Below are 20,789 nucleotides of genomic sequence, written 5' to 3'. Positions count from 1 at the left end.
GTCCCGGGGCTCATCCGGCATCGACGCAGCGCAACGGCCCGGCGACGCTCCGGTCAACTCATCCGGGTCGCCGGGCCGGGCCGGCACCGCCGCCGGACCGCCAGCAATACGCCACGTGATCGTCCACCAGCCCGGTCGCCTGCATGAGTGCGTAACAGGTGGTCGGCCCGACGAACCGGAACCCGCGCTTCTTCAGTGCCCGCGACAGCGCGGTGGACTCGGGGGTGCTCGCCGGCACGTCGGCGAGGGTCGCGGGGCGGGCACGGGTGGCCGGGTCGGGGGCGAACGACGCCAGGAACCCACCCAGGTCCTCGCCGGCACCGGTCAGCTCGAGCACCGCGCGCGCGTTCGACACCGTGGCCTCGATCTTCTGCCGGTTGCGGACGATCCGGGCGTCGGTGAGCAGCCGGGCCACGTCGTCGTCGCCGAAGCGGGCGACCCGCTCCGGGTCGAATCCGTCGAACACCTCGCGGAACGCCGGCCGCTTGCGCAGGATCACGATCCAGGACAGGCCCGACTGGAAGCCCTCCAGCGTCATCCGCTCGAACCAGGCCGCGGTGCCGTGCACCGGCCTGCCCCACTCGTCGTCGTGATAGGCGACGTAGTCGGGTGCGGAGGTCGCCCAGTCGCAACGGCCGCGGCCGTCCGGGGCGGTCACCGGCCCGCCCGGTAGCGGTCCTCGGTGCGCTCGGCCATCGTGCGCAACGACCGGGCGACGCCGGCCCGCAGCGCCGGGCGCACCACCGGCCAGCCGGCCCGGCCGAGCACGCCCAGGGGCAGATCGAGCAGCTCGGTCCAGAGGAAGCGGCTGCGGCGCGGGCCGAGCTCCTCGACGGCGAACACGCCGTCGCCGCGGATCAGCCTGCCGGTGTGGGTGACGACGATCCGCCGGACACCCCGCTCACCGGGTGCCGGCTCCGTCCACTCGCTGACGCGCATCGTGTCGGCGACGCCCAGCGGGCCGTATCCGGTGACCGCGCGCAGCTCGGTGCCGACCGATCGGCCGTCCCCGGCGACGACCTCGACGGTGGTGGCGAGCATCCAGTCGGACTGCCCCTCGAGATCGGAGACGACCTCCCAGAGCAGGTCCACGGGGACGTTCACGTCGACCGTGACGGTCAGCTCCGCGGCTCTGCTCTGCTCACCCCCGCCGGGCTGCTCCCCCGGACCGCTCGGTGCACTCCCGCTGCTCTGCTCACCCCCACCACCGGCGACGGCGCCCTGCCCGTCCATGCTCTGCTCACGGTTCCGGTCGGTACCCGTCATCCGGACCCTCCTCGGCGCGCATCCGCGCGATCGTCGCCTCCAGCCGGACCACCCGCTCCGCCAGCTCGTGCCGGTCGCCCCGGAGCCGGTCCAGCTCCCCGGCAAGCCGGTCCAGCGCCCAGTCGACCTCGGCCATCCGGTACCCGCGAACGACCTGCTGGAACCGCAGCTCGCGGACATCAGCAGCGGACACCTCGCGAGCGGGCAACCTCGTCGGCGTCGCGTCCGGGGCGAGCGGGGCGAGCTCCTCACCTCGGCCGAACACCGCGGCGGCCAGCACGAACACCAACCCCGCCACGACCGCGAGGACGAGCACGTACACCAGCGCGGTCCCCATGGCGCCATCTCATCACGAGCCACCGACACCGATGTCCCGCCCCGCGCAGCCGTTCACCACCGGGCGCCGGACGGGCCCTCCGCGGTCAGTTGACGGGTCGGCCGCAGGCCGCGAGCGCCTCCTCGACCAGGCCGGTCCCGGACACCGCACCGGCTCCGCCACCACGCACGACACGCAGCCGCTGCATCGGCGCCGACGAGGTGAAGCCGCCGTCGGTGAGCCCGGCGACCCAGTCGAGCAGGCCGTCCCAGTGCCCACTCGGATCGAGCAGGACGACCGGCTTCCCGTGCAGCCCGAGCACCGCCGAGGACCACACCTCGAAGAGCTCCTCGCAGGTCCCGATGCCGCCGGGAAGCGCGAGGAAGGCGTCGGACCGTTCCTCCATCAGCTGCTTGCGCTCCCGCATACTGCCGGTGATGACGAGCTCGTCGCTGTCATGGTCGGCCCACTCCCGCTCGACCATCGACTGCGGGATGATCCCGACCGTGCGCGCGCCGCCGGCGCGCGCACCGGCGGCGACCGCACCCATCATCGATTTCCGGCCACCGCCGGAGACCAGCGTCCAGCCCCGCGCCGCGATGCCGCGGCCGACGGCCTCGGCGAGATCGACGTGGTGCGCTCCGACGCCGTCGGAGCTGGCGCAGTAGACGCAGACCGCGAAGCCGCGTTCGGCATCGGTCATCAGTGCGTCTCCTCCCAGGCGTGGTAGGCCTCGTTCACCACGTCGACGGCGTCGTCGATGTCGTCGGTGATGTGCAGCAGGTCGAGGTCCCGCGGCGAGACCTTGCCGTCGCGCATGACGGTCTTGGCGATCCAGTCGTAGAGACCGCCCCAGTACTCGGTGCCCAGCAGGACGACCGGGAACTTGGTGACCTTCTTCGTCTGGACCAGCACCAGTGCCTCGAACAGCTCGTCGAGGGTGCCGAAACCACCGGGCAGGCAGACGAAGGCCTGCGAGTACTTCACGAACATCGTCTTGCGTGCGAAGAAGTACCGGAAGTTGATCCCGAGATCGACCCAGGGATTGAGGCCCTGCTCGAACGGCAGCTCGATCCCCAGACCCACCGACAGCCCGCCGGCCTCCGACGCGCCGCGGTTGGCCGCTTCCATCGCCCCCGGGCCCCCACCGGTGATCACCGCGAACCCGGCTCCCGCGAGCCGGGCACCGAGTTCGCGCCCCAACTCGTACTCGGCGGAATCGGGAGGAGTCCGGGCCGATCCGAACACGGTCGCCGCTCGCGGAAGCTCGGCGAGCATCCCGAAGCCCTCGACGAACTCGGCCTGGATCCGCAGCACCCGCCACGGATCGGTGTGTACCCAGTCCGCCGGGCCCCGCGAGTCGAGCAGCCGCTGGTCGGTGGTCGTGGGCTCGATACTGCGGCTGCGGCGGAGCACCACGGGGCCGCGCTGCTTCTCCGGCAGCCTCTGGGGATCGGCGTTCTCATCGGCCATGTGGAGCACGGTATTCCCGGGCCCGTCCGGCCGAACGGCCGGATGGCTCAGGACCCGAGGTACCGCCGCAGCACCGCCGTGCAGGCCGTGATGGCGTCCTCGGCGACGTGCTCGTCGCGGGTGTGCGCGAGGTTCGGGTCGCCCGGGCCGTAGTTGACGGCGGGGATCCCGAGCGCGGCGAAGCGGGACACATCGGTCCAGCCGTACTTCGCGCGCGGCACGGCGCCGCTGGCCTCGACGAACTCCGCCGCAGCCGGCGCCGACAGTCCCGGCAGTGCACCCGCCGACAGGTCGGTGACGACCAGTGGAATGCCGTCGAAGACCTCGCGTACGTGCTGGACGGCCTGCTCGGTGGACCGGTCGGGCGCGAACCGGAAGTTCACCGTGACGATGCACTCGTCGGGGACGACGTTGCCCGCGACACCACCGGAGATCCGGACGGCCTGCAGACCCTCGCGGTACCGGCAACCGTCGATGTCGACGTCGCGGGCCTCGTACGACGCCAGCCTGGACAGGATTTCCCCGGCCCGGTGGATCGCGTTGTCCCCCAGCCAGGAACGCGCCGAGTGTGCCCGCCGGCCGGCGGTGCGGAGCTCGACCCGCAGCGTGCCCTGGCATCCGGCCTCGAGCGCGCCGTCGGTCGGCTCACCGAGGATCGCGAGATCGGCGTCGAGCCACTCGCGGTGCTCCCGCTCGATCCGGCCGAGCCCGTTGCGCTCGGCCTCGATCTCCTCGCAGTCGTAGAAGACGAACGTGACGTCGTGCCGCGGCTCCGGCAGCGTGGCCGCGAGGTGCGCGAAGACGGCGTCCCCGGACTTCATGTCCGAGGTGCCACAGCCGTGCACGATGCCGTCGGCACGCCGGGACGGCACGTTGTCCGCGATCGGGACCGTGTCGATGTGGCCCGCGAGCAGCACACGGTGTGCCCGGCCCAGCCGGGTACGCGCCAGGACGGCGTCTCCGGAGCGCAGCACCTCCAGGTGCGGTGCCTGTTCCCGCAGGGCGTGCTCCAGCAGGTCGGCGAGCTGCCGTTCCTCACCGGAGACGCTCGCCACGTCGACCATCGCCGCGGTCAGCGCGACCGGATCGGCGGTCAGGTCCAGGGCGGAGATCGTCCTCGTCACCGCGACGACGGTACCGACCCCGCAGCAACGTCCCGCTGCCGACCGCGCTCGGGCCCGCGGACCCGGCACCGTCGCGGCCGCGGCGGTGCGTCCGGCCGGAGGTCCCGGGCCGCTACCCGCTCGGCGATGGGGTCGGGTGTGGGTCACTTTGCTCTGCTCACCTCGGCCCCGACACCGTCCCGGCCTTCGGCCACGGCCCACCGCAGAGGAATCCGGCAGTATCGCCCGACCCCTCCGGTGCGGACACCGCCGCCGGGCCGGCCGATGATCTCCGGCACCGACGCCCGGCACCGACGCCCGGCAGCGTCCTCCGAAGGTGAGCAGAGCAAAGCGACACACACCCCACCCCGGACGGCTCCGCGGCGGGAGTTGCATCGGCAGTTGTCCACAGGACCGCGAACGATCCACAGGTGTGAAGGTCGCAGGTCCGGCTGCCCGGATTCCGCTCACGATCGGAGCATGAAAACCCTGGCGGACGGCGATGGCCTACCCGAGGATCCGCGGCCTCCGAGCGTGACCACGGCGGTTCCCGATGTCTCCGGGCTGGTGCGCTCAGTGCGGCGCCGGGCCGATCTCTCCCAGCGGGAGCTGGCCGAGAGGACGGGATTGTCACCGGCCACGATCGGCCGGATCGAGAGCCGGTCGCTGATCCCCGCCTTCCACACCCTGGTGACGATCCTCGCCGTGGGTGGCGTCCGGCTGGTCGCGGTCGACGGCGAGAACCGGCAGGTCACACCGATGGAGGATCCTCCGGGCGACGACCTGCGGGACGGTGCCGGCCGCCGCTTCCCCTCCCACCTCGACGTCATCCTCGATCCGGCGCCCGGCGAGTGGTGGGGCGACCGGTACGGCCTCGCCCGGCCCCCGGAGACCTTCCTGCGGGACCGCACGATGCGCGACGTGATGCGTCGCCGCAGTGTCTGGGAGGTCCGCGTCAAGCTCTACCAGTGGGTGAGCCCGCCCCCCACGATCGAACGGTGGATCCAGCTGCAGGCACGCTGCGAGCAGTGCGGACGGATACCGCCGCCTGTTCCGCCGCCGTTCACCGTCGAGCGGGTGCACCGCTACCTCGCCGCAGCCGCCCGCATCGCCGGAGATCAGGTGGCGAGTACGAGGGTGGCCCGACCCACCCACTGCGACGCGCCGCGGACGGCACCGGACCGGTAGGTTCGTGGCCCGTGAGTACCGAGTACCGCCGCGAAGGCGCTTCCGCCACCGGCCTGGCCACCGTCACGACCGACGGCACCGTCCTCGACGTGTGGTACCCGGTCCCGGCGCTCGCCGGGACCGAGGTGACCGACCCCGCCGACGATCTCGCCGCGCTCGTCGCGTCCGACGAGCTTCGCGGAGTGCGCACCGAGGTCGTCCGCACCGAGATCGCGTCGCTGGCCGACGCTCCGGCCGACGCCGCCGACGTCTATCTGCGCCTGCACCTGCTCAGCCATCGTCTCGTCCAGCCGCACCAGGTGAACCTGGAGGGCCAGTTCGGCCTGCTGGCCAACGTCGTCTGGACCAACCACGGCCCGTGCCCGGTCGCTGGGTTCGAGCTCACCCGCGCGAAGCTGCGCGCACGCGGGCCGGTCACCGTGACCCACGTCGACAAGTTCCCGCGGATGGTCGACTACGTGGTCCCCTCCGGCGTCCGGATCGGCGACGCCGACCGCGTCCGGCTGGGGGCGCACCTGGCCGAAGGGACGACCGTCATGCACGAGGGTTTCGTCAACTTCAACGCCGGAACTCTCGGCACCTCGATGGTCGAGGGGCGCATCTCGGCCGGCGTCGTCGTCGGTGACGGGTCCGACCTGGGCGGGTCCGCCTCGGTCATGGGCACCCTGTCCGGTGGCGGCAAGGAGGTCATCTCGGTCGGGCGGCGCTGCCTGCTGGGCGCCAACGCGGGCCTGGGTATCTCGCTCGGCGACGACTGCGTGGTCGAGGCCGGCCTCTACGTCACCGCCGGCACGAAGGTGACGCTGCCCGACGGCACGACGGCCGCCGCCCACACCCTGTCCGGGCAGGACGGGGTGCTGTTCCGCCGCAACTCCGTGACCGGCGCGGTCGAGGCGCTGCCGCGGACCGGCGACGGCATCGCCCTGAACGCCGCTCTCCACGCCAACTAGGCCGGTGAGCATGGACGGGGCCCCGCAGCCTCCCTCGAACCTGTACGGCGTGGCCGATCTCGGCGAGCCGCTCGAAGCCGGGCCCGGAGAGCCGGCGGTGAACCACGTCCGCGCGCTGCTGGACAAGCGGCTGCGCGCGATGCTGCACCACGAGCCGGGTGTGCGGGAGGGGTCCGATCCCGAGGAACTGCACCGGATGCGGGTCTCCGTGCGCCGGATGCGCGCCGCGCTGAAGTCGGCTCGGCCGCTGCTCGACGGCGCCTGGGCCGACGAGCTGCGCTCGGAGCTGGGCAGGCTCGGCCGGGCACTGGGTCCCGTCCGCGATCTCGACGTGATGATCGAACGCCTGCGCGGCGCGGTGGCCACCCTGCCACCGGCCGAGCGGGCCGCCGGCGACCGTCTGGTGTCGGTGCTCGAGGCCGACCGGATCGGGGCGCGCGCGGAGATGCTCGACGAGCTCGACTCCGACCGGCACGCCGCACTGCGTCGTCGCCTGGTCGAGGCCGTTTCCGCGCCGCTCCCGGAGCCCGCCGCCGAGGTCGCCCGCCCGGCGCTGATCGACCTGGTCCGCGCCGAGACCCGCAAACTGTCCAAGGCAGTGCACCGCGCCGGGCCGAACCCGCCGGACATGACCCTGCACGACCTGCGGATCCGGACGAAGCGGCTGCGCTACACCGGTGAACTCGTCGAACCGGCGATGCGCACGTCGAAGGGCAGGCGCACCTCGGACGCCAAGCAGGTCCGGAAGATGCTCAAGGCCGCGGAGGAGCTGCAGGAGGTGCTGGGCGACCATCAGGACGCCTGCGTCGCCGAGCACCGCGTCCGTGCTCTGCTCGACGAGCTGGGCGACTCACCGGACGCCCACGAGGTCTTCGTCGGTGGCCGGCTCGTGGAGCGCGAGCGGACACGCGCCGAGGAGCTCCGCGGCCGCTGGTGGCAGGCGTGGGAGTCGCTCTCCGAGCGGGCCGACCAGCTCTGAGCGACGCCGATCGGCGCTGAACTGCCGGTGCGGGGCCGCTGCCCGGGCCGGTGCGGCGCCGCGGACCCTGCTAACTCGGGCGGTTGCCGATCCTGGCGACGGCGAGCCCCTGGACGAGGCCTGCCGCGACGAGCAGGCCGATCGCGGGCCCGAAGCCACCCAGGTCGATGAGCACGCCCATCGTGGGAGGGCCCAGCCCTGCCGCCAGGTAGCCGATCCCCAGCGCGAACCCGCTGACCGCCGCGCTCCGTGCCGGGGTCGACGTCCGCCAGGCGATCACGGTGAGTCCCAGCGGGAGTCCCGAGCCGACGCCGAAACCGATCAGGACCGTCCACACCCAGGGCAGCGCGGTTTCGGGCGCCGGCAGCAGCAGGGCCCCGGCGGTTCCAGCCACGGTGCTCAACACCGACAGCGACGCCCAGAACTGCCAGCGCCGCCGCCGTTCCGCCGCGGCGGGCACCAGCAGCGCGACCGGGATCTGCGAGACGCTCCAGACCGCCAGGAGCAGTCCCGCCGCCTGCGGGGACCAGCCCTGTGACTCGTAGTAGGGCGACAGCCACGTCAACCAGCCGTAGAAGGCGGTCGACGAGCCGACGAGGTAGCAGGCCGTCCAGCGGGCGAACGGGTCCCGCCAGGTCGCCCGCACCGGGACCCCGGCGGTGTGCGGGTCGGGAGCGACGGCCGCGGTGCGGGAGCGTCCGATCCGCGACGCGACAGGGATCCACGCGGCGAGTGCCAGCATGGCCGGTACGGCCCACACCGCCAGCGAGAACGACCACCCGCCCAGCAGCACCGCCAGCGGGACCGCGACCGCGGACGCGATCGTCGCCCCCACCATCATCGCGACGACGTAGGCGCCGGTCACCGCACCGGCCCGGTCGGCGAGATGCTCCTTGACGACCCCGGTCAGCTGGACACCGGCGATACCGATCCCCAGCCCGACCAGCACGCTCCCGCCGACGAGTGCGGGGAGGGCGGCGACCGAACGCAGCAGGCTGCCGACCGCGATCGTCACGACGGCGATCCCCAGCAGCCGCTCCCGCCCGATCCGGGCGGTCAACGCCGCCGCACCGAACGAGCCCGCCGACATCATCAGCACCGCACCGGCCTGGACCAGGCCGGCCGCACCGGAACCGACACCCAGCTCGGCCCGGATCGTCTCCAGCAGCGGTGGGTACCCGGCCAGCGCGGCGCGCAGGTTCACCGCCACCGCCAGCACCCCGAGCAGCACCAACGCCGGCCGGACCGCCCGCTGTGCGGGTGCCGGGCTCGCCGGAGACGACATCAGGCTCCTTCGCCTCGCTGGACCCGGACCCGGCGCACCGGGACGCGACCTCCCCGGAACGGGGACGCCGAGACACCGGTTGCCGCGGTCAGGTACCGCCGAGCCGCTCCACGGCGGCGTCGATCCGCTCGTCCGCCGCGGTCAGCGCGACCCGGACGTGTCGCGCCCCGGCGGGCCCGTAGAACTCGCCCGGCGCGACCAGGATCCCGAGGTCGGCCAGCCGGTCGACGGTCGTCCTGCACTGCTCACCCTCGGAGGCCCACAGGTAGAGCCCCGCCTGGGAGTGCTCGATCCGCAGGCCCGCCTTCTCCAGACCGGCCCGCAGGCGCTCCCGGCGGGCGTCGTAGCGGGCGGCCTGCTCGGCGACGTGCACGTCGTCGGACACGGCGGCCTGCAGCGCCGCCTGCACCGGCCGGGGCACGATCATGCCGGCGTGCTTGCGCACCTCCAGCAGACCCGCGACCAGTGCCGGGTCGCCGGTCACGAACCCGGTCCGGTAGCCGGCGAGGTTCGACACCTTCGACAGGGAGTGCACGGCCAGCAGACCGGTGGGGTCGCCGTCCGAGACATCGGGATGCAGCACCGACCGCGGTGCGGGGTCGGCGTCGCCGGGCAGCCCGAGGTAGCACTCGTCGGAGGCGACGACAGCACCCCGTTCCCGAGCCCAGGCGACCACCTTCCGCAGGTGCTCGACGGGCAGGACCCGTCCGGTCGGGTTGGACGGCGAGTTCAGCCAGACCAGCCCCACCCGGGCCGGACCTGCCGCTGTCAGCCCGTCCGACCGGATGTACGCGGCACCCGCCAGACGTGCCCCGACCTCGTAGGTCGGGTACGCCAGCTCCGGGATGACGACGGTGTCGCCGGATCCGAGGCCGAGCAGCGTCGGCAGCCAGGCCACCAGCTCCTTGGAGCCGATGGTCGGCAGCACGGCGACCGGATCGATCCCGGCCACGCCGAAACGCCGCTGCAACGAGGCGACGATGGCCTCGCGCAGCGGAGCCGGACCGTGCGTCGTCGGGTAGCCCGGTTCCAGAGCGGCCGGCCCGGCGAGTGCGTCGCGCAGCAGCTCGGGGACGGCGTCCACCGGGGTGCCGACGGAGAGATCGACGATGCCGCCGGGATGCGCGGTGGCCCGCTCACGTGCAGGGGCCAGCGAATCCCAGGGGAAGTCGGGAAGGTCCAGCCTGGTCACTCGTCGTGTTCCTGCGGGGGAAGGCTCTTGGCGGGCTCCACGTCGCGGTCGACCTTGCCGACCTTGGAGGCGCCGCCCGGCGAGCCCAGCTCGTCGAAGAAGTCGACGTTCGCCTTGGTGTAGGCGGCCCACTGCTCGGGGACGTCGTCCTCGTAGTAGATGGCCTCCACGGGGCAGACCGGCTCACAGGCACCGCAGTCGACGCACTCGTCGGGGTGGATGTAGAGCATCCGGCCGCCCTCGTAGATGCAGTCCACCGGGCATTCCTCGATACACGCCTTGTCGAGCAGGTCGACGCAGGGCTCGGCGATCACGTAGGTCACTTCGGTGGTCCTCCACTCGGGGCGCGGACCCCCGGAGATCATGTGGTGGCGGGGGGTCCGGTCAAACTGGGACTCCCGCAGGTTAACCCGCGACCCCCGCCGGGGCAGGAGTGAGGTGGTCGGCGCCATGCCGGATGAGTTCATCGGACGTCGGGTGGCGCTGCGCCACCGGATCGCCGACGACGGCGCGACAGGCCCTCGCTTCACCGACGCGGTCGGTGAGCTCACCCCGGACGGGCCGGACGCTGTGATCGTGCACACCCGGACCGGTCCGGTCCGCGTCGAGCGGGACGCCGTCGTCGCGATCCGTGCCGTGCCACCCGCGCCGCCGCGCAGGGCCCCACGGGCGGCCGTGGCCCGCCTGGAACGGCTCCGGGCGGACGCCTGGCCGGCACCGGTGCAGGAGCACCTCGGCGGCTGGCTGCTGCGCGCGGCCGGCGGCTACACCAAGCGCGCGAACTCCGCGCTCGCCCTGGCCGATCCCGGCGTCCCGGTGGAGCGGGCGCTCGAGCGGGTGCGGGAGTTCGCCGAGCGGCACGCCATCGCCCCCGTCGTGCAGGCACCCGCCGGTTCCCCCTGGTCGAACCGGGTACTGGACGCCGGATGGGAGGTGCTGTCCGGATGGGGCGGGGAGTGCCTGGTGCTGGTCGCGTCCGCCGGGGACCCGGACGGTGCGCCGGACTGGCCCCCGGTCCCGTCGGCGTCGTGGTGGGCCGTGTCCGGGGAGGACCCGCCGGTCCCCGGCTCGCCGGCGTGGGCGGTGCTGACCGGCGCGGCCGAGCCGGTGCCCGCAGGTGAGCAGAGCAGAGCGACCGGGCCGGTCACTCCCGTGCGCCCCGGTGAGCAGAGCAAAGGCACCGGGCCGGCCACCCCGCTGCGCGGAGGTGAGCAGAGCAGAGCGACACCACGGGTGGGGTTCGGTGTGCTCGAGTCCGCCGAGGGGGAACCGGCTGCGGCGGTTCGTGCCGCCGTTGTCGACGATCATGTCTACGTCGCTCGCCTGCAGGTCGCGGACGCATTCCGCCGGCGGGGCCTCGCCGCCCGGCTCACGAGGTCCGCGCTGGCCTGGGGCGCGGCGCGGGGCGCCCGGTTCGCGATGCTCGACGTCGCCGTCGACAACCCGGCCGGCCGCGCGCTGTACGCCCGTGAGGGCTGGTCCGAGCACCATCGGTACCACTATCTGGTGCCGGGCGACCGCCCGTCCGCCGGTTGATCCTCAGCCGGTGGCGGCGAGCCCGTGCCGGTCCAGCCAGCTGCGGCCCTGCTTGGCCGCGCGCTTGAGCCCGGACCACTCACCGAGGTACTTCCCGACCGCCCCGACGACCGGCAGCAGCCCGAGCCACTGGTGGTAGAAGCGACCGTGCGGACGCTTGTCGAGCTCGTCCTCGACCGCCCACAGGGCCCGGCCGAGCCGCCAGACGGCGCCACCGACCTTCTTCAGGGTGGCCCGGGTGCCGGTTGCGGTGAGCTCGCCGGTGAGCTCACGGGCGCGGGCGTCCGCGGCGGCGTCCTCCGCGGCGGTGAGCGTCAGATCGGCGACCGCCAGCTCGCGCTGGAACAGCACCGAGGCGAGCAGCTCCACGAGCCGGTCCTCGTCGCGCACGCCGTGTTCACCGGCGATGGCGACCAGCAGCAGCCCCTCCCCCGCCGCGCCGACCGCGTCGGACACCGGCAGCGTCCGGGCCAGCGCGCCGCCGAGGCCGGGGACCGCCGCGATCAGCGTGGTGAACCGGCCGACCCGGTAGATCCACCAGTGCGCACGACCGTCGACGTCCATCCCGGCCCATGCGGCCGTGCCCGGGACCTGGACCGACGCGAGCGTGTCCAGGATCTTCTCCGAGAGCCGCCGCTCGTCCGGCGCCGCGCCGGTGGCGCCGGGCGCCACCCGGGAGCGCAGCCCGAACGGATCGGCCTCCCGCAGGCCGTCGAGCACCGGCCGGGTGGCCCGCACGAACGGGCGCAGCACCGCTACCAGGTCGTTGTCCGGCATCCCGCTCATCGCACGATCCTCCCCCTGCCGGCCGCCGCGAGGTTCTCCAGGGCCCTGCGGAACGCGACCAGGCCGGTCGCCGCCCCGGCCACCAGCAGCAGCAGGGACTGCCACGTCTCCGGGAGCAACACGTCACCGCCGGGCCCGAACATGCCCAGCACCAGGACCGCGGCGAACCACAGCAGCACCGGGGCCGCGGCACCGGCCGTCGTCGGGGAGATCTCGGTCACCGTGACGTGCACCAGCCACGGCAGCGACACCAGCACGATCACGGTGCCGACCGGCACCGGTACCGGCCCGATGTAGAGCATCTGGAACATCAGCTGGAAGGCGACCAGCAGGATCGAGATCAGGAACAGCAGTGCCGCGAGCGGCGCCCTGGCCAGGATCGTCACGGATCCACCCCCTCGAACAGGTCGGACTCCGCGCACCCGGCGGGCGCACCCGCGAGGACGAACTCCTCCACCCCCAGCAACGGCTGCACGATCCCGTTGCTCATCGCGAACGCCGTCCAGCCGGGGCCGGTCCGGACATCGATCTGGGTGGCGTGCGCCCGCATCGCGGCGATCCGCTCGGCGTCGTAGCCGGCGACGTCGACCCGGGTCGTCACGGCGGTCTCGTCGAAGCCCGGGTGCTCGTCGGGTTCCGGCCAGCGCAGGCCGGTACCGCCCGGGTCCCCGCAGGCCGACAGCAGCCGGGCGAGGCCGTCCTCGAGCAGTGCCCCCGACCGGACGGCGAAGTAGAGCTTGGCGACGACGTCCGGCCGTGCCGCCGCGGCGGCCACCGTCAGCTCGTGCGCGCGGACGTGGTCGGGATGCCCGTAGGTCCCGTCCGCGGCGTAGGACACCAGAACCTGCGGCCGGACCTCGTCGACGATCTCCAGCAGCTGCGCCAGCTGGGCGCCGAACGGGTCATCGGCGGCGAACGCCCGCGGGTGCAGGTCCGCCGGCAGCGCGGCCCGGGTGCCGTGCCCGGCCAGCACCATGCCGGTGTCCCGCCAGCGGCCGGGGCCGCCGAGGAATCGGTGGTCCGGCCCGCCGAGCGCGGCGAGCGCCCCCTCGAGCTCGCGGATCCGGTAGCCGCCCAGCTGGTCACCCCGGTCCGGGGCGAGCTCGGCCAGCTCCGGGCCGATCACCTCGCCCTCCTCGCCGAGGGTGCAGGTCACCACGGTGACCCCGGTGTCGGGCTCGGCGGCGTAGCGGGCGATGGTGCCGCCGGTGGTCAGGGTCTCGTCGTCCGGGTGAGCGTGGACGAGCAACAGGCGGCGGGCGGGAGACACCCGTGGAGCTTACGAGGCGGTGATCGACCCCGCCGCCACGGAGGTGGGCAGCGGGTACCGCGCAGCCTCCCCCTCCGCGGCCGGGACCGGCACCGACGCACCGCTCAGCGGCACCGTCGGCACCGCCGTCGTCGCCAGCCCGGCCGGTTCGATCCCGGCCCGCACCAGCAGGTCGCCCAGCGCGGCGATCATCGCGCCGTTGTCGGTACACAGCCGTGGGGCGGGCACCCGCAGCACGATCCCGGCGGCGGTGCAGGCCCGTTCCATCTCCGCGCGCAGCACCCGGTTGGCGGCGACCCCGCCGACCATCAGCAGGGTGTCCGCACCGCGCTCGGCGCACGCGCGCAGCGCCTTGCGCACCAGGACGTCGACCACCGCCATCTGGAACGACGCCGCGACGTCGGGCACCGGCACCGCACGCCCGGCGTCCTGGGCGGCCTCCACGTGCCGGGCCACCGCCGTCTTCAGCCCGGAGAAGGAGAACCCGAACGCGGCGTCGCGGGGCCCGGTCATCGGCCGGGGGAAGGCGATCGCCGCCGGATCGCCGTCGAGCGCGGCCGCGGACACCGACGGCCCGCCCGGGTAGCGCAGCCCGAGCAGCCGGGCGACCTTGTCGAAGGCCTCGCCCGCCGCATCGTCGACGGTGTCGCCGAGGTGCTCGACCGGGTCGCGGGCCAGGTCGCCGAGCGACAGCAGCGAGGTGTGCCCGCCGGAGACGATCAGGCAGACGCAGCGCTCCGGCAGCGGGCCGTGCTCGAGCACGTCGACCGCGGCATGCCCGGCGAGGTGGTGCACGCCGTAGAGCGGGACGTCAAGGGCCGTCGCGTACGCCTTCGCGGCGGCCACACCGACGTGCAGCGCCGGGGACAGGCCGGGGCCCGCGGTGACCGCGACCGCGTCCACGTCGGACAGCGACACCCCGGCTGTGGCGACGGCGGCACGCACCATCGGCACCACCGCGCTCACGTGCGCCCGGGCCGCGACCTCGGGGACGACGCCGCCGAAGCGGACGTGCTCGTCCGCCGACGAGGCCAGTCCCTCACCGAGCAGCACCCCGTCCCGGACGAGACCGGCCCCGGTCTCGTCGCAGGACGTCTCGATCCCCAGCACCAGCGACACGCCGTCCAGTCTCGCACCGGGCAGCGTGTCGCCGCAGAGCCCCCGCCCTACAGCAGCGCGCGCGCCTCGGCGTAGTGGCACGCCACCGGATGCCCGCTGCCGCGGTCGACGAGCGCGGGCTCCTCCTCGACGCACCTGCTCTGCTCACCCGTGGTGAGCGTGGCCGCGAACGTCGGGCAGCGGGTGCGGAACCGGCAGCCCGACGGCGGGTCGGCCGGGCTCGGCAGGTCCCCGACCACGGTGATCCGCTCCCGGGCGCGCTCGCGGCGCGGATCGGGCAGCGGGATCGCCGAGATCAGCGCGTGCGTGTACGGGTGCGCGGGTGCCCCGAACAGCGACGCCGCCGGGCCGGTCTCGACGATCTTGCCCAGGTACATGACGGCGATCCGGCCGGCGATGTGCCGGACCACCGACAGGTCGTGCGAGACGAACAGGTACGACAGCCCGCGTTCGGCCTGCAGCTCCTGCAGCAGGTTGAGCACGCCCGCCTGGATCGAGACGTCCAGCGCGGAGACCGGCTCGTCGAGCACGATCAGCCGGGGTCGCAGCGCCAGCGCGCGGGCGATCCCGATCCGCTGCCGCTGGCCGCCGGAGAACTCGTGCGGATAGCGATTGCCGTGCTCGGGGCGCAGCCCCACCGTGCTCATCAGGTCGCGGACCTGGCGGCGGCCGTCGTCGCCGTAGCTGCCGTGGATCCGCAGCGGCTCGGCGATCAGCTCGCTGACCGGCATCCGCGGGTCCAGCGAGGCGTACGGGTCCTGGAACACCAGCTGCATCTCCCGGCGCAGCGCCCGCATCCGCCCGCCGGACAGTCCGGTGATCTCCCGGTCGTCGAACCGGACCTCGCCGGACGTCGCCGGGATCAGGTTCAGCGCGACCCTGGCCAGCGTCGACTTCCCGCAGCCGGACTCGCCGACCAGCCCGAGCGTCTCCCCCTCGGCGATGTCGAACGACACGTCGCTCACCGCCTGGACCGCGCCGACCTGCCTGCGGAACAGCCCGCCGGAGCGGATCGGGAAGTTCTTCACCAGGTTGCGGGCCGACAGCAGCGCCGGGGCCGACGTCGACGGCGCCGGCGGGGTGGTCGCCGTGTCGCTCATCGGGTTCCCTCCGTCGTGACCGCGGTCTCCGGGTCGATCGCCAGGTCGCCGTCGTCGACCGCGTCCGGATCGAACACGTCCTCCGCGGCCACCCCGGACACCTGTGCCGAATGGTGGCAGGCGGCGTGATGGTCGGACGACCGGTCGCCGACCGTGATCAGCTCCGGCTCGGTCTCCCGGCAGACGTCCGTGGACAGCGGGCAGCGCGGCGAGAACGGGCAGCCGGGCGGCATGTTGACCACCGACGGCGGCGACCCGGGGATGGGGGTCAGCCGCTCGGCGGGCCGGTCGAGGCGGGGCAGGCTGCCGAGCAGGCCGAGCGTGTAGGGCATCCGCGGCTCGTAGAAGATCGACTCGACGTCGCCGACCTCGACGAGCTTGCCCGCGTACATCACCATCACCCGGTCCGCCTGGCCTGCGATCACGCCGAGATCGTGGGTGATCAGCACCATCGCGGCGCCGGTCGCCTTCTGCGCGGCCTGCAGGGCCTGCATCACCTGGGCCTGCACGGTCACGTCGAGGGCGGTGGTCGGCTCGTCGGCGATGATCACGTCCGGGTCGTTCGCCATCGCGATCGCGATCACCACGCGCTGCCGCATCCCGCCGGAGAGCTCGTGCGGGTACGACGAGACGCGCTGCTCCGGGTTCGGGATGCGGACCAGATCGAGCAGCTCGACGGCCCGCTGCCGGGCCGCTGCTCTGCTCACGTCGCGATGCGCGAGCACGGCCTCCTCGACCTGGTAGCCGACCGTGTAGACCGGGTTCAGCGAGGTCATCGGGTCCTGGAAGATCATCGCGATGCGCTCGCCGCGGATCCCGTTCAGCTCGTTCTCCGAGAGCGTGAGCAGATCCCGGCCGTCGAACACGATCGAGCCGGTCACCTGCGCGGTGCGCGGCAGCAGCCCCATCACCGCGAGCGATGTCACGGACTTGCCGGAGCCGGACTCGCCGACGATGCCGAGGACCTCACCGCGCCGCAGCCGGTAGTCGACCCCGCGCACGGCCCGGACGGGGCCGTCCGCGCCGGGGAAGGTGACGGTCAGCCCCGACACGTCCAGCACCGTCGGGTCCGTTGCTCTGCTCACCTGTTCCGGCGGGGCCGGCGAGTTCGGCGGAGCCGGCGGGGTCCCGGGAGTCTGCGGAGACGGCGAATGAGGCGATTTCGGTGGGGTCGGCGGGGTCGGCGGGGTCGCTGGTGTCACTGACGCACCTTCGTCTGTTGCGGGTCGAACGCGTCACGCAGGCCGTCGCCGATGAAGTTGATCGTGAGCGCGATGACGATGATGAACAGTCCCGGGAAGTAGAACAACCACGGCCGGGTGGTCAGCGCCGTCTGCGCCTCGGAGACGAGCAGCCCCAGCGAGGTGTCCGGTGTCTGCACGCCGAACCCCAGGTAGGACAGTGCCGTCTCGAGCAGGATCGCGAGCGCCACCAGGATCGTCAGGTTGACCAGGATCGAGCCGAGCGCGTTCGGCACGAGATGGCGCAGGATGATCCGGGTGTCGGACGCGCCGAGCGCCCGGGCCGCCTCGACGAACTCCTTCTCCCGCAGCGACAGCACCACGCCCCGGGCGACCCGGGACACGTACGCCCAGTAGAGCCCGGCGATCACCATCGCGATGAGGTACCAGGTGCCGCCGAAGTTGTGCGCGAGCATCGCCGCGACGGCGAGCAGCGGCAGCGTGAGGATCAGGTCGGCGATCCGCATCATGAGGGTGTCCACCCAGCCGCCGAAGTAGCCGGCGACCGAGCCCCAAAGGGTGCCGACGAGCGTCGACACGAACGCGACCAGGATCGAGACCTGCAGCGAGATGCGGGTGCCGCCGAGCACCTGCGCGAACTGGTCCTTGCCGACCGAGTCGGTGCCGAACGGGTGTTGCAGCGACGGCGGCTGCGAGTTCGCCGAGGTGATCTCCCCGACGTCGTAGCGCCACAACCACCCGCCGATGTAGGCCAGCAGCACGACCACGCCGAGCACGATCAGGCTGACCATCGCCGCCCGGTGCCGGACGAAGCGGCGCAGCACCAGCTGTGCCTGGCTCCGCTCGGCGACGGTGAACTCGTGGTCGGTACCGCCGGTCACGGCGTCCGGCTTCGTGCCGGTCGCGTCAGGCATAACGGATCCTCGGGTCGAGGACGCCGTAGAGCAGGTCGGCGACCAGGTTGAAGGCGATGACGACGACCGCGGAGACGAGCAACCAGGACGCGACCGCGTAGGTGTCGTAGAGCTTGATCGACTCGAGCAGGAAGTCGCCGAGACCGCGCCACTGGAAGACCCGCTCGGTGACCACGGCGCCACCGAGGATCGCCGCCATGTCCAGCGCGGTGACCGTGGTGAGCGGGATCAGCGCGGTGCGCAGCGCGTGCTTGACCATCACCGTCCGCCGGGACAGTCCCTTGGCGCGGGCCAGCCGCACGTAGTCGGAGTTCAGGGTCTCCAGCATCGACGCCCGGGTGAACCGGCTCCACGAGGCGTAGGAGATCAGTGCCAGCGCGATCGTCGGGAGGACGAGATGGCCCGCGATGTCGACGACCCTCGCGAAGCCCTGCTCGGGCGGGATCGACTCGGCACCGATCGTCGAGATCAGCTGGACACCGAGGATGTTGTTGACGTCGATGCCGCCCTGCTTGAGCAGGATGGCCAGCCAGAACGACGGCATCGCCAGGAACAGGAAGCCCAGGAAGGTCGCCGTGTAGTCGGACTTCGAGTACTGCCGCACCGACGTCCAGACACCGACCACGACGGCCAGCACCAGGGCGATCACCATCGCGAGGATGATCAGCCGCATGGTCACCCAGAACCGGGCGGCGAGCTCGTCGCCGATCACCTGGGTGGAGATCACCGACGGGCCGAAGTCACCGCGCAGCACGCCGCCGAGCCAGGACAGGTACCGCGGCAGGAGTGGCTGGTCCAGGTTCAGCCGCGCGGCCTCGGCGTCGAGCACGTTCTGCGGTGGTGGTGGGTTGCGCAGCAGCAACGGGGTGAGCGGGTTGCCGGACAGCGTGCCGAGCCAGAACACGATGAACGACGAGACGAGCAGGATCGGGATCGAGATCACGACCCTGCGCACTGCGTACATGAGCATGGGGTGGTCTTTCCGCCGTGGTGGGAGCGGTCGCCCGGGGGCCTCGGCCGTGCTCACGTCCCGCGCGGGATGCGGTCACGGCCGGGGCGCCCGGCTCGCGTGCGGGCCCGGGGTGCGGCCGGCTCAGCCCTCGCCGCGCAGCGCCCACTCGGCGACGTTGTACATCGGACCGTCCAGGGTGGCGTTGCCGCGGACGTTCGCGATGTTGTCGCGGGTCGCCAGCAGGGTCGGCTTCTGGTAGATCGGCAGCACGTAGGCGTCCCCGAGGATGATCTTGTCCGCCTCGTTGAGCTGCTGCCCGGCGGCTGCCTTGTCGGTGCTCGTCGCCGCGGCGTTGATCAGCTCGTCGGTCTTCGGGTTCTTGTACTGGCCGAAGTTCGATCCGGATTCCGACAGCCACAGCTGCTGCGCGCCGCCGTACGGGAACGGCGACTGCACCCAGGCGAACACCATGATGTCGTACTCACCGGCGCTCAGCGTGGTGCCGAGGTCGTCGGTCGGATCGACGGTGATCCCGATGCCGAGCTGCTGCATGTACTGCGCGAACAGCTCGGACTGGCTCTGCCGGATGGCGTTGCCGACGGTGTAGCGGATCCGCATGTCCGGGACGGCCGTGCCGTCCGGGGCGACCAGGTCCTCGCCGACGCCGGTGTAGCCGGCCTCGGTGAGGATCTCCCGGGCCCGCTCGACGTTGCCGCTGCCGATGTCGGTGCCCGCGAGGTTGTCGGTGTACTCCTCCTGCTGCGGGAGGAACATCAGGCTGTTCAGCGGGGCGACCTCGGGGTTGAACTGGCCGACCGTCTTGTCGATGATGTCCTGCCGGTTGACGGCGGTGAACATCGCCTGGCGCAGCGCCGTGTCCTGCAGGACCGGGTTGCGCAGGTTGAAGTCGAAGTGCTCCCAGGTCAGGCCGAGCTGCTGGACCTGCGAGACGCCGGGGATCTGCTGGATCTGGTTCACGATGTCCACCTGCGGCTGCGGGTAGAGCACCTGGACCTCGTCGTTCTGCAGCGCGATCGGCTCCTGGGTCGCGTCGGTGATCACCCGCAGGATGAGGGTGTCGACCCGGGGCTGCGTCTCGCCGTACCAACGCTCGTTCGGCACCAGGGTCAGCGCCTGGTTGTTCTCCCAGTTCTGGATCGTGAACGGGCCGCCGGAGTAGGTCGGCGCGTTGGCACCGAGCCACTCGAACGACGACGCCAGACCGGCCGGGGTGTTGATGTCACCCTGCTGCGCCGCGATGTGCGCCGGGTAGAGCGGAGCGTTGGACCCGAAGAACGACTGCCAGTCGGTGTAGGGCTTCTCCAGCGTCAGCGTGATCGTCTTCCCGCCGTCGGAGCCGACCACGTCGGCGATCTGGTCGTACCCGCCGTTGCCGGCGCTCGCACAGTCCGGGCACTCCCGCGGATCCTGGGTCTTCCAGGCGTAGACGAAGTCGGCGACACCGATCGGCGTGCCGTCGTCCCAGGTGGCCTCGGGCTTGACCTTGTAGACGACGGTGGTCGGATCGGTCTGCTCCGCCGAGATCATCAGATCGGTGTTCAACTCGGACTTCAGCTCGGGCGTCGAGTTGAAGGCGTACGGCAGGAACGCCTTGGTGGCCATCCCGGTCTCGAAGACATTGCCCTCGGCCGAGTTGACGTTCCAGTTCGCGATGTTCTTCTCGATCGCGAAGGTGATCGTCCCGCCGTCCTGCAGCTGGTCCGCCGGGACCTCGTTGCAGGTGTTGATGTTCTCCGGGCAGTCGGCGAAGTTGCCGCTGGCGGTGGCGTCGCCACCGCCTCCCCCCACGCCGCACGCACTCAGCAGCAGAGCCCCCACGCCTGCCACCGCGACCGCAGCCGCCGCCTTCATCCGCATCGTCGAATGTGCCTCTCGAGATCAGTGGGGTGCACGCCGGTGTGGGCACCCGGTCCGGTGGCGGGACATCCCGGATGTACCGCCGGGTAACCCACCGGGAGGGACGGTAGGAATCGCATCCCCCACTCGCGATGCCGGGCGGGGATCGTGACCAAAGCGAGACCGCAGAAGCGGACACCGAGGTCATGCGGGGCACGAAGAGGCCATAGCGGGAGATCCTCGCCACTGGGCATCTACCACCCAGCCGGGGTGGTTTGGTACACATGTACCACTCACTGCA

General features: G+C 72.5%; 22 protein-coding genes. 4 read left to right on the top strand and 18 right to left on the bottom strand.

What is annotated here, in order from left to right; genetic code table 11:
- Positions 1–58 precede the first annotated feature (58 nt).
- The 6 genes from Pdca_RS05685 to dapE form a co-directional block, all read right to left on the bottom strand.
- Positions 59–658, bottom strand: a complete 600-nt coding sequence (locus tag Pdca_RS05685; RefSeq protein ID WP_085911654.1) for a DNA-3-methyladenine glycosylase I — start codon at positions 656–658, stop codon at positions 59–61.
- Positions 655–1,266 (bottom strand): SRPBCC family protein, encoded by a 612-nt coding sequence (locus Pdca_RS05680; protein ID WP_232021426.1) that lies wholly within the window; start codon positions 1,264–1,266, stop codon positions 655–657. The genes Pdca_RS05685 and Pdca_RS05680 overlap by 4 nt, the downstream gene beginning before the upstream one ends.
- Complete coding sequence (locus Pdca_RS05675) at positions 1,241–1,603, bottom strand: DivIVA domain-containing protein (RefSeq protein ID WP_085911653.1); 363 nt, start codon at positions 1,601–1,603, stop codon at positions 1,241–1,243. The genes Pdca_RS05680 and Pdca_RS05675 overlap by 26 nt, the downstream gene beginning before the upstream one ends.
- 85 nt (positions 1,604–1,688) lie before the next feature.
- Positions 1,689–2,285 carry an LOG family protein gene (locus tag Pdca_RS05670; RefSeq protein WP_085911652.1) on the bottom strand — a complete coding sequence of 199 codons (597 nt, stop codon included), beginning with the start codon at positions 2,283–2,285 and terminating at the stop codon, positions 1,689–1,691.
- The gene (locus tag Pdca_RS05665) at positions 2,285–3,055 is read right to left on the bottom strand and encodes an LOG family protein (RefSeq protein ID WP_085911651.1); all 771 of its coding nucleotides are present in this window, start codon (positions 3,053–3,055) and stop codon (positions 2,285–2,287) included. The genes Pdca_RS05670 and Pdca_RS05665 overlap by 1 nt, the downstream gene beginning before the upstream one ends.
- Before the next feature lie 47 nt (positions 3,056–3,102).
- Positions 3,103–4,167 carry a succinyl-diaminopimelate desuccinylase gene (dapE, locus tag Pdca_RS05660; protein ID WP_166666032.1) on the bottom strand — a complete coding sequence of 355 codons (1,065 nt, stop codon included), beginning with the start codon at positions 4,165–4,167 and terminating at the stop codon, positions 3,103–3,105.
- A 471-nt stretch (positions 4,168–4,638) separates the two neighbouring features.
- Here dapE and Pdca_RS05655 point away from each other — a divergent pair, with 471 nt between their 5' ends.
- From Pdca_RS05655 to Pdca_RS05645, 3 genes are read left to right on the top strand one after another with little or no spacing between them, the layout of a single operon-like run.
- Positions 4,639–5,346 carry a helix-turn-helix domain-containing protein gene (locus Pdca_RS05655; protein WP_085911649.1) on the top strand — a complete coding sequence of 236 codons (708 nt, stop codon included), beginning with the start codon at positions 4,639–4,641 and terminating at the stop codon, positions 5,344–5,346.
- Positions 5,347–5,357: 11 nt separating this feature from the next.
- Positions 5,358–6,296: a 2,3,4,5-tetrahydropyridine-2,6-dicarboxylate N-succinyltransferase gene (dapD, locus tag Pdca_RS05650; protein WP_085911648.1), complete on the top strand. Its 939-nt coding sequence runs from the start codon at positions 5,358–5,360 to the stop codon at positions 6,294–6,296.
- Positions 6,297–6,306: 10 nt separating this feature from the next.
- Complete coding sequence (locus Pdca_RS05645) at positions 6,307–7,275, top strand: CHAD domain-containing protein (protein ID WP_085911647.1); 969 nt, start codon at positions 6,307–6,309, stop codon at positions 7,273–7,275.
- Positions 7,276–7,345: 70 nt separating this feature from the next.
- Here Pdca_RS05645 and Pdca_RS05640 read toward each other — a convergent pair whose 3' ends face one another.
- The 3 genes from Pdca_RS05640 to fdxA form a co-directional block, all read right to left on the bottom strand.
- Positions 7,346–8,560, bottom strand: a complete 1,215-nt coding sequence (locus Pdca_RS05640; protein ID WP_085911646.1) for an MFS transporter — start codon at positions 8,558–8,560, stop codon at positions 7,346–7,348.
- Positions 8,561–8,648: 88 nt separating this feature from the next.
- Positions 8,649–9,752 (bottom strand): succinyldiaminopimelate transaminase, encoded by a 1,104-nt coding sequence (gene dapC, locus Pdca_RS05635; protein ID WP_085911645.1) that lies wholly within the window; start codon positions 9,750–9,752, stop codon positions 8,649–8,651.
- Positions 9,749–10,075: a ferredoxin gene (gene fdxA / locus Pdca_RS05630; protein ID WP_085911644.1), complete on the bottom strand. Its 327-nt coding sequence runs from the start codon at positions 10,073–10,075 to the stop codon at positions 9,749–9,751. Before fdxA ends, dapC begins: the two co-directional genes overlap by 4 nt.
- Before the next feature lie 127 nt (positions 10,076–10,202).
- Between fdxA and Pdca_RS05625 the strand changes: the two genes are divergently transcribed.
- Positions 10,203–11,288: a GNAT family N-acetyltransferase gene (locus Pdca_RS05625; protein ID WP_125911274.1), complete on the top strand. Its 1,086-nt coding sequence runs from the start codon at positions 10,203–10,205 to the stop codon at positions 11,286–11,288.
- 3 nt (positions 11,289–11,291) lie between these two features.
- Here Pdca_RS05625 and Pdca_RS05620 read toward each other — a convergent pair whose 3' ends face one another.
- The 9 genes from Pdca_RS05620 to Pdca_RS05575 form a co-directional block, all read right to left on the bottom strand.
- Complete coding sequence (locus Pdca_RS05620) at positions 11,292–12,074, bottom strand: hypothetical protein (protein ID WP_085911642.1); 783 nt, start codon at positions 12,072–12,074, stop codon at positions 11,292–11,294.
- On the bottom strand, positions 12,071–12,460 hold the full coding sequence (locus Pdca_RS05615; RefSeq protein WP_085911641.1) for a hypothetical protein: 390 nt from the start codon (positions 12,458–12,460) through the stop codon (positions 12,071–12,073). Before Pdca_RS05615 ends, Pdca_RS05620 begins: the two co-directional genes overlap by 4 nt.
- Positions 12,457–13,344 carry an N-acetyl-1-D-myo-inositol-2-amino-2-deoxy-alpha-D-glucopyranoside deacetylase gene (gene mshB, locus Pdca_RS05610; protein ID WP_085911640.1) on the bottom strand — a complete coding sequence of 296 codons (888 nt, stop codon included), beginning with the start codon at positions 13,342–13,344 and terminating at the stop codon, positions 12,457–12,459. The genes Pdca_RS05615 and mshB overlap by 4 nt, the downstream gene beginning before the upstream one ends.
- 9 nt (positions 13,345–13,353) lie before the next feature.
- A complete protein-coding gene (tsaD, locus tag Pdca_RS05605) occupies positions 13,354–14,463 on the bottom strand; it encodes a tRNA (adenosine(37)-N6)-threonylcarbamoyltransferase complex transferase subunit TsaD (RefSeq protein ID WP_085911639.1) in 1,110 nt (369 codons plus the stop codon).
- A gap of 47 nt (positions 14,464–14,510) precedes the next feature.
- Entirely contained in the window at positions 14,511–15,563 is a 1,053-nt protein-coding gene (locus tag Pdca_RS05600; protein WP_085911638.1) for an ABC transporter ATP-binding protein, read from the bottom strand.
- Entirely contained in the window at positions 15,560–16,648 is a 1,089-nt protein-coding gene (locus Pdca_RS05595) for an ABC transporter ATP-binding protein (RefSeq protein ID WP_232021425.1), read from the bottom strand. The genes Pdca_RS05600 and Pdca_RS05595 overlap by 4 nt, the downstream gene beginning before the upstream one ends.
- Before the next feature lie 113 nt (positions 16,649–16,761).
- On the bottom strand, positions 16,762–17,679 hold the full coding sequence (locus tag Pdca_RS05585; RefSeq protein ID WP_085911637.1) for an ABC transporter permease: 918 nt from the start codon (positions 17,677–17,679) through the stop codon (positions 16,762–16,764).
- On the bottom strand, positions 17,672–18,649 hold the full coding sequence (locus tag Pdca_RS05580; RefSeq protein WP_085911636.1) for an ABC transporter permease: 978 nt from the start codon (positions 18,647–18,649) through the stop codon (positions 17,672–17,674). Before Pdca_RS05580 ends, Pdca_RS05585 begins: the two co-directional genes overlap by 8 nt.
- 123 nt (positions 18,650–18,772) lie before the next feature.
- Positions 18,773–20,470 carry an ABC transporter family substrate-binding protein gene (locus Pdca_RS05575; RefSeq protein WP_307724045.1) on the bottom strand — a complete coding sequence of 566 codons (1,698 nt, stop codon included), beginning with the start codon at positions 20,468–20,470 and terminating at the stop codon, positions 18,773–18,775.
- Between the last annotated feature and the right edge of the window lie 319 nt (positions 20,471–20,789).

Origin of the sequence: Pseudonocardia autotrophica (assembly GCF_003945385.1) — a bacterium.
Taxonomy (GTDB): Bacteria; Actinomycetota; Actinomycetes; order Mycobacteriales; family Pseudonocardiaceae; genus Pseudonocardia; species Pseudonocardia autotrophica.
This window is presented reverse-complemented; position numbering and strand designations above follow the sequence as displayed.

What these genes read in the sequence shown, in the direction of transcription:
- Pdca_RS05680 (WP_232021426.1), bottom strand. Translation starts at nt 1,266, where the DNA reads ATGACGGGTACCGACCGGAACCGTGAGCAGAGCATGGACGGGCAGGGC.
- Pdca_RS05675 (WP_085911653.1), bottom strand. Translation starts at nt 1,603, where the DNA reads ATGGGGACCGCGCTGGTGTACGTGCTCGTCCTCGCGGTCGTGGCGGGG.
- Pdca_RS05670 (WP_085911652.1), bottom strand. Translation starts at nt 2,285, where the DNA reads ATGACCGATGCCGAACGCGGCTTCGCGGTCTGCGTCTACTGCGCCAGC.
- Pdca_RS05665 (WP_085911651.1), bottom strand. Translation starts at nt 3,055, where the DNA reads ATGGCCGATGAGAACGCCGATCCCCAGAGGCTGCCGGAGAAGCAGCGC.
- Pdca_RS05655 (WP_085911649.1), top strand. Translation starts at nt 4,639, where the DNA reads ATGAAAACCCTGGCGGACGGCGATGGCCTACCCGAGGATCCGCGGCCT.
- Pdca_RS05645 (WP_085911647.1), top strand. Translation starts at nt 6,307, where the DNA reads ATGGACGGGGCCCCGCAGCCTCCCTCGAACCTGTACGGCGTGGCCGAT.
- Pdca_RS05640 (WP_085911646.1), bottom strand. Translation starts at nt 8,560, where the DNA reads ATGTCGTCTCCGGCGAGCCCGGCACCCGCACAGCGGGCGGTCCGGCCG.
- Pdca_RS05625 (WP_125911274.1), top strand. Translation starts at nt 10,203, where the DNA reads ATGCCGGATGAGTTCATCGGACGTCGGGTGGCGCTGCGCCACCGGATC.
- Pdca_RS05620 (WP_085911642.1), bottom strand. Translation starts at nt 12,074, where the DNA reads ATGAGCGGGATGCCGGACAACGACCTGGTAGCGGTGCTGCGCCCGTTC.
- Pdca_RS05600 (WP_085911638.1), bottom strand. Translation starts at nt 15,563, where the DNA reads ATGAGCGACACGGCGACCACCCCGCCGGCGCCGTCGACGTCGGCCCCG.
- Pdca_RS05585 (WP_085911637.1), bottom strand. Translation starts at nt 17,679, where the DNA reads ATGCCTGACGCGACCGGCACGAAGCCGGACGCCGTGACCGGCGGTACC.
- Pdca_RS05580 (WP_085911636.1), bottom strand. Translation starts at nt 18,649, where the DNA reads ATGCTCATGTACGCAGTGCGCAGGGTCGTGATCTCGATCCCGATCCTG.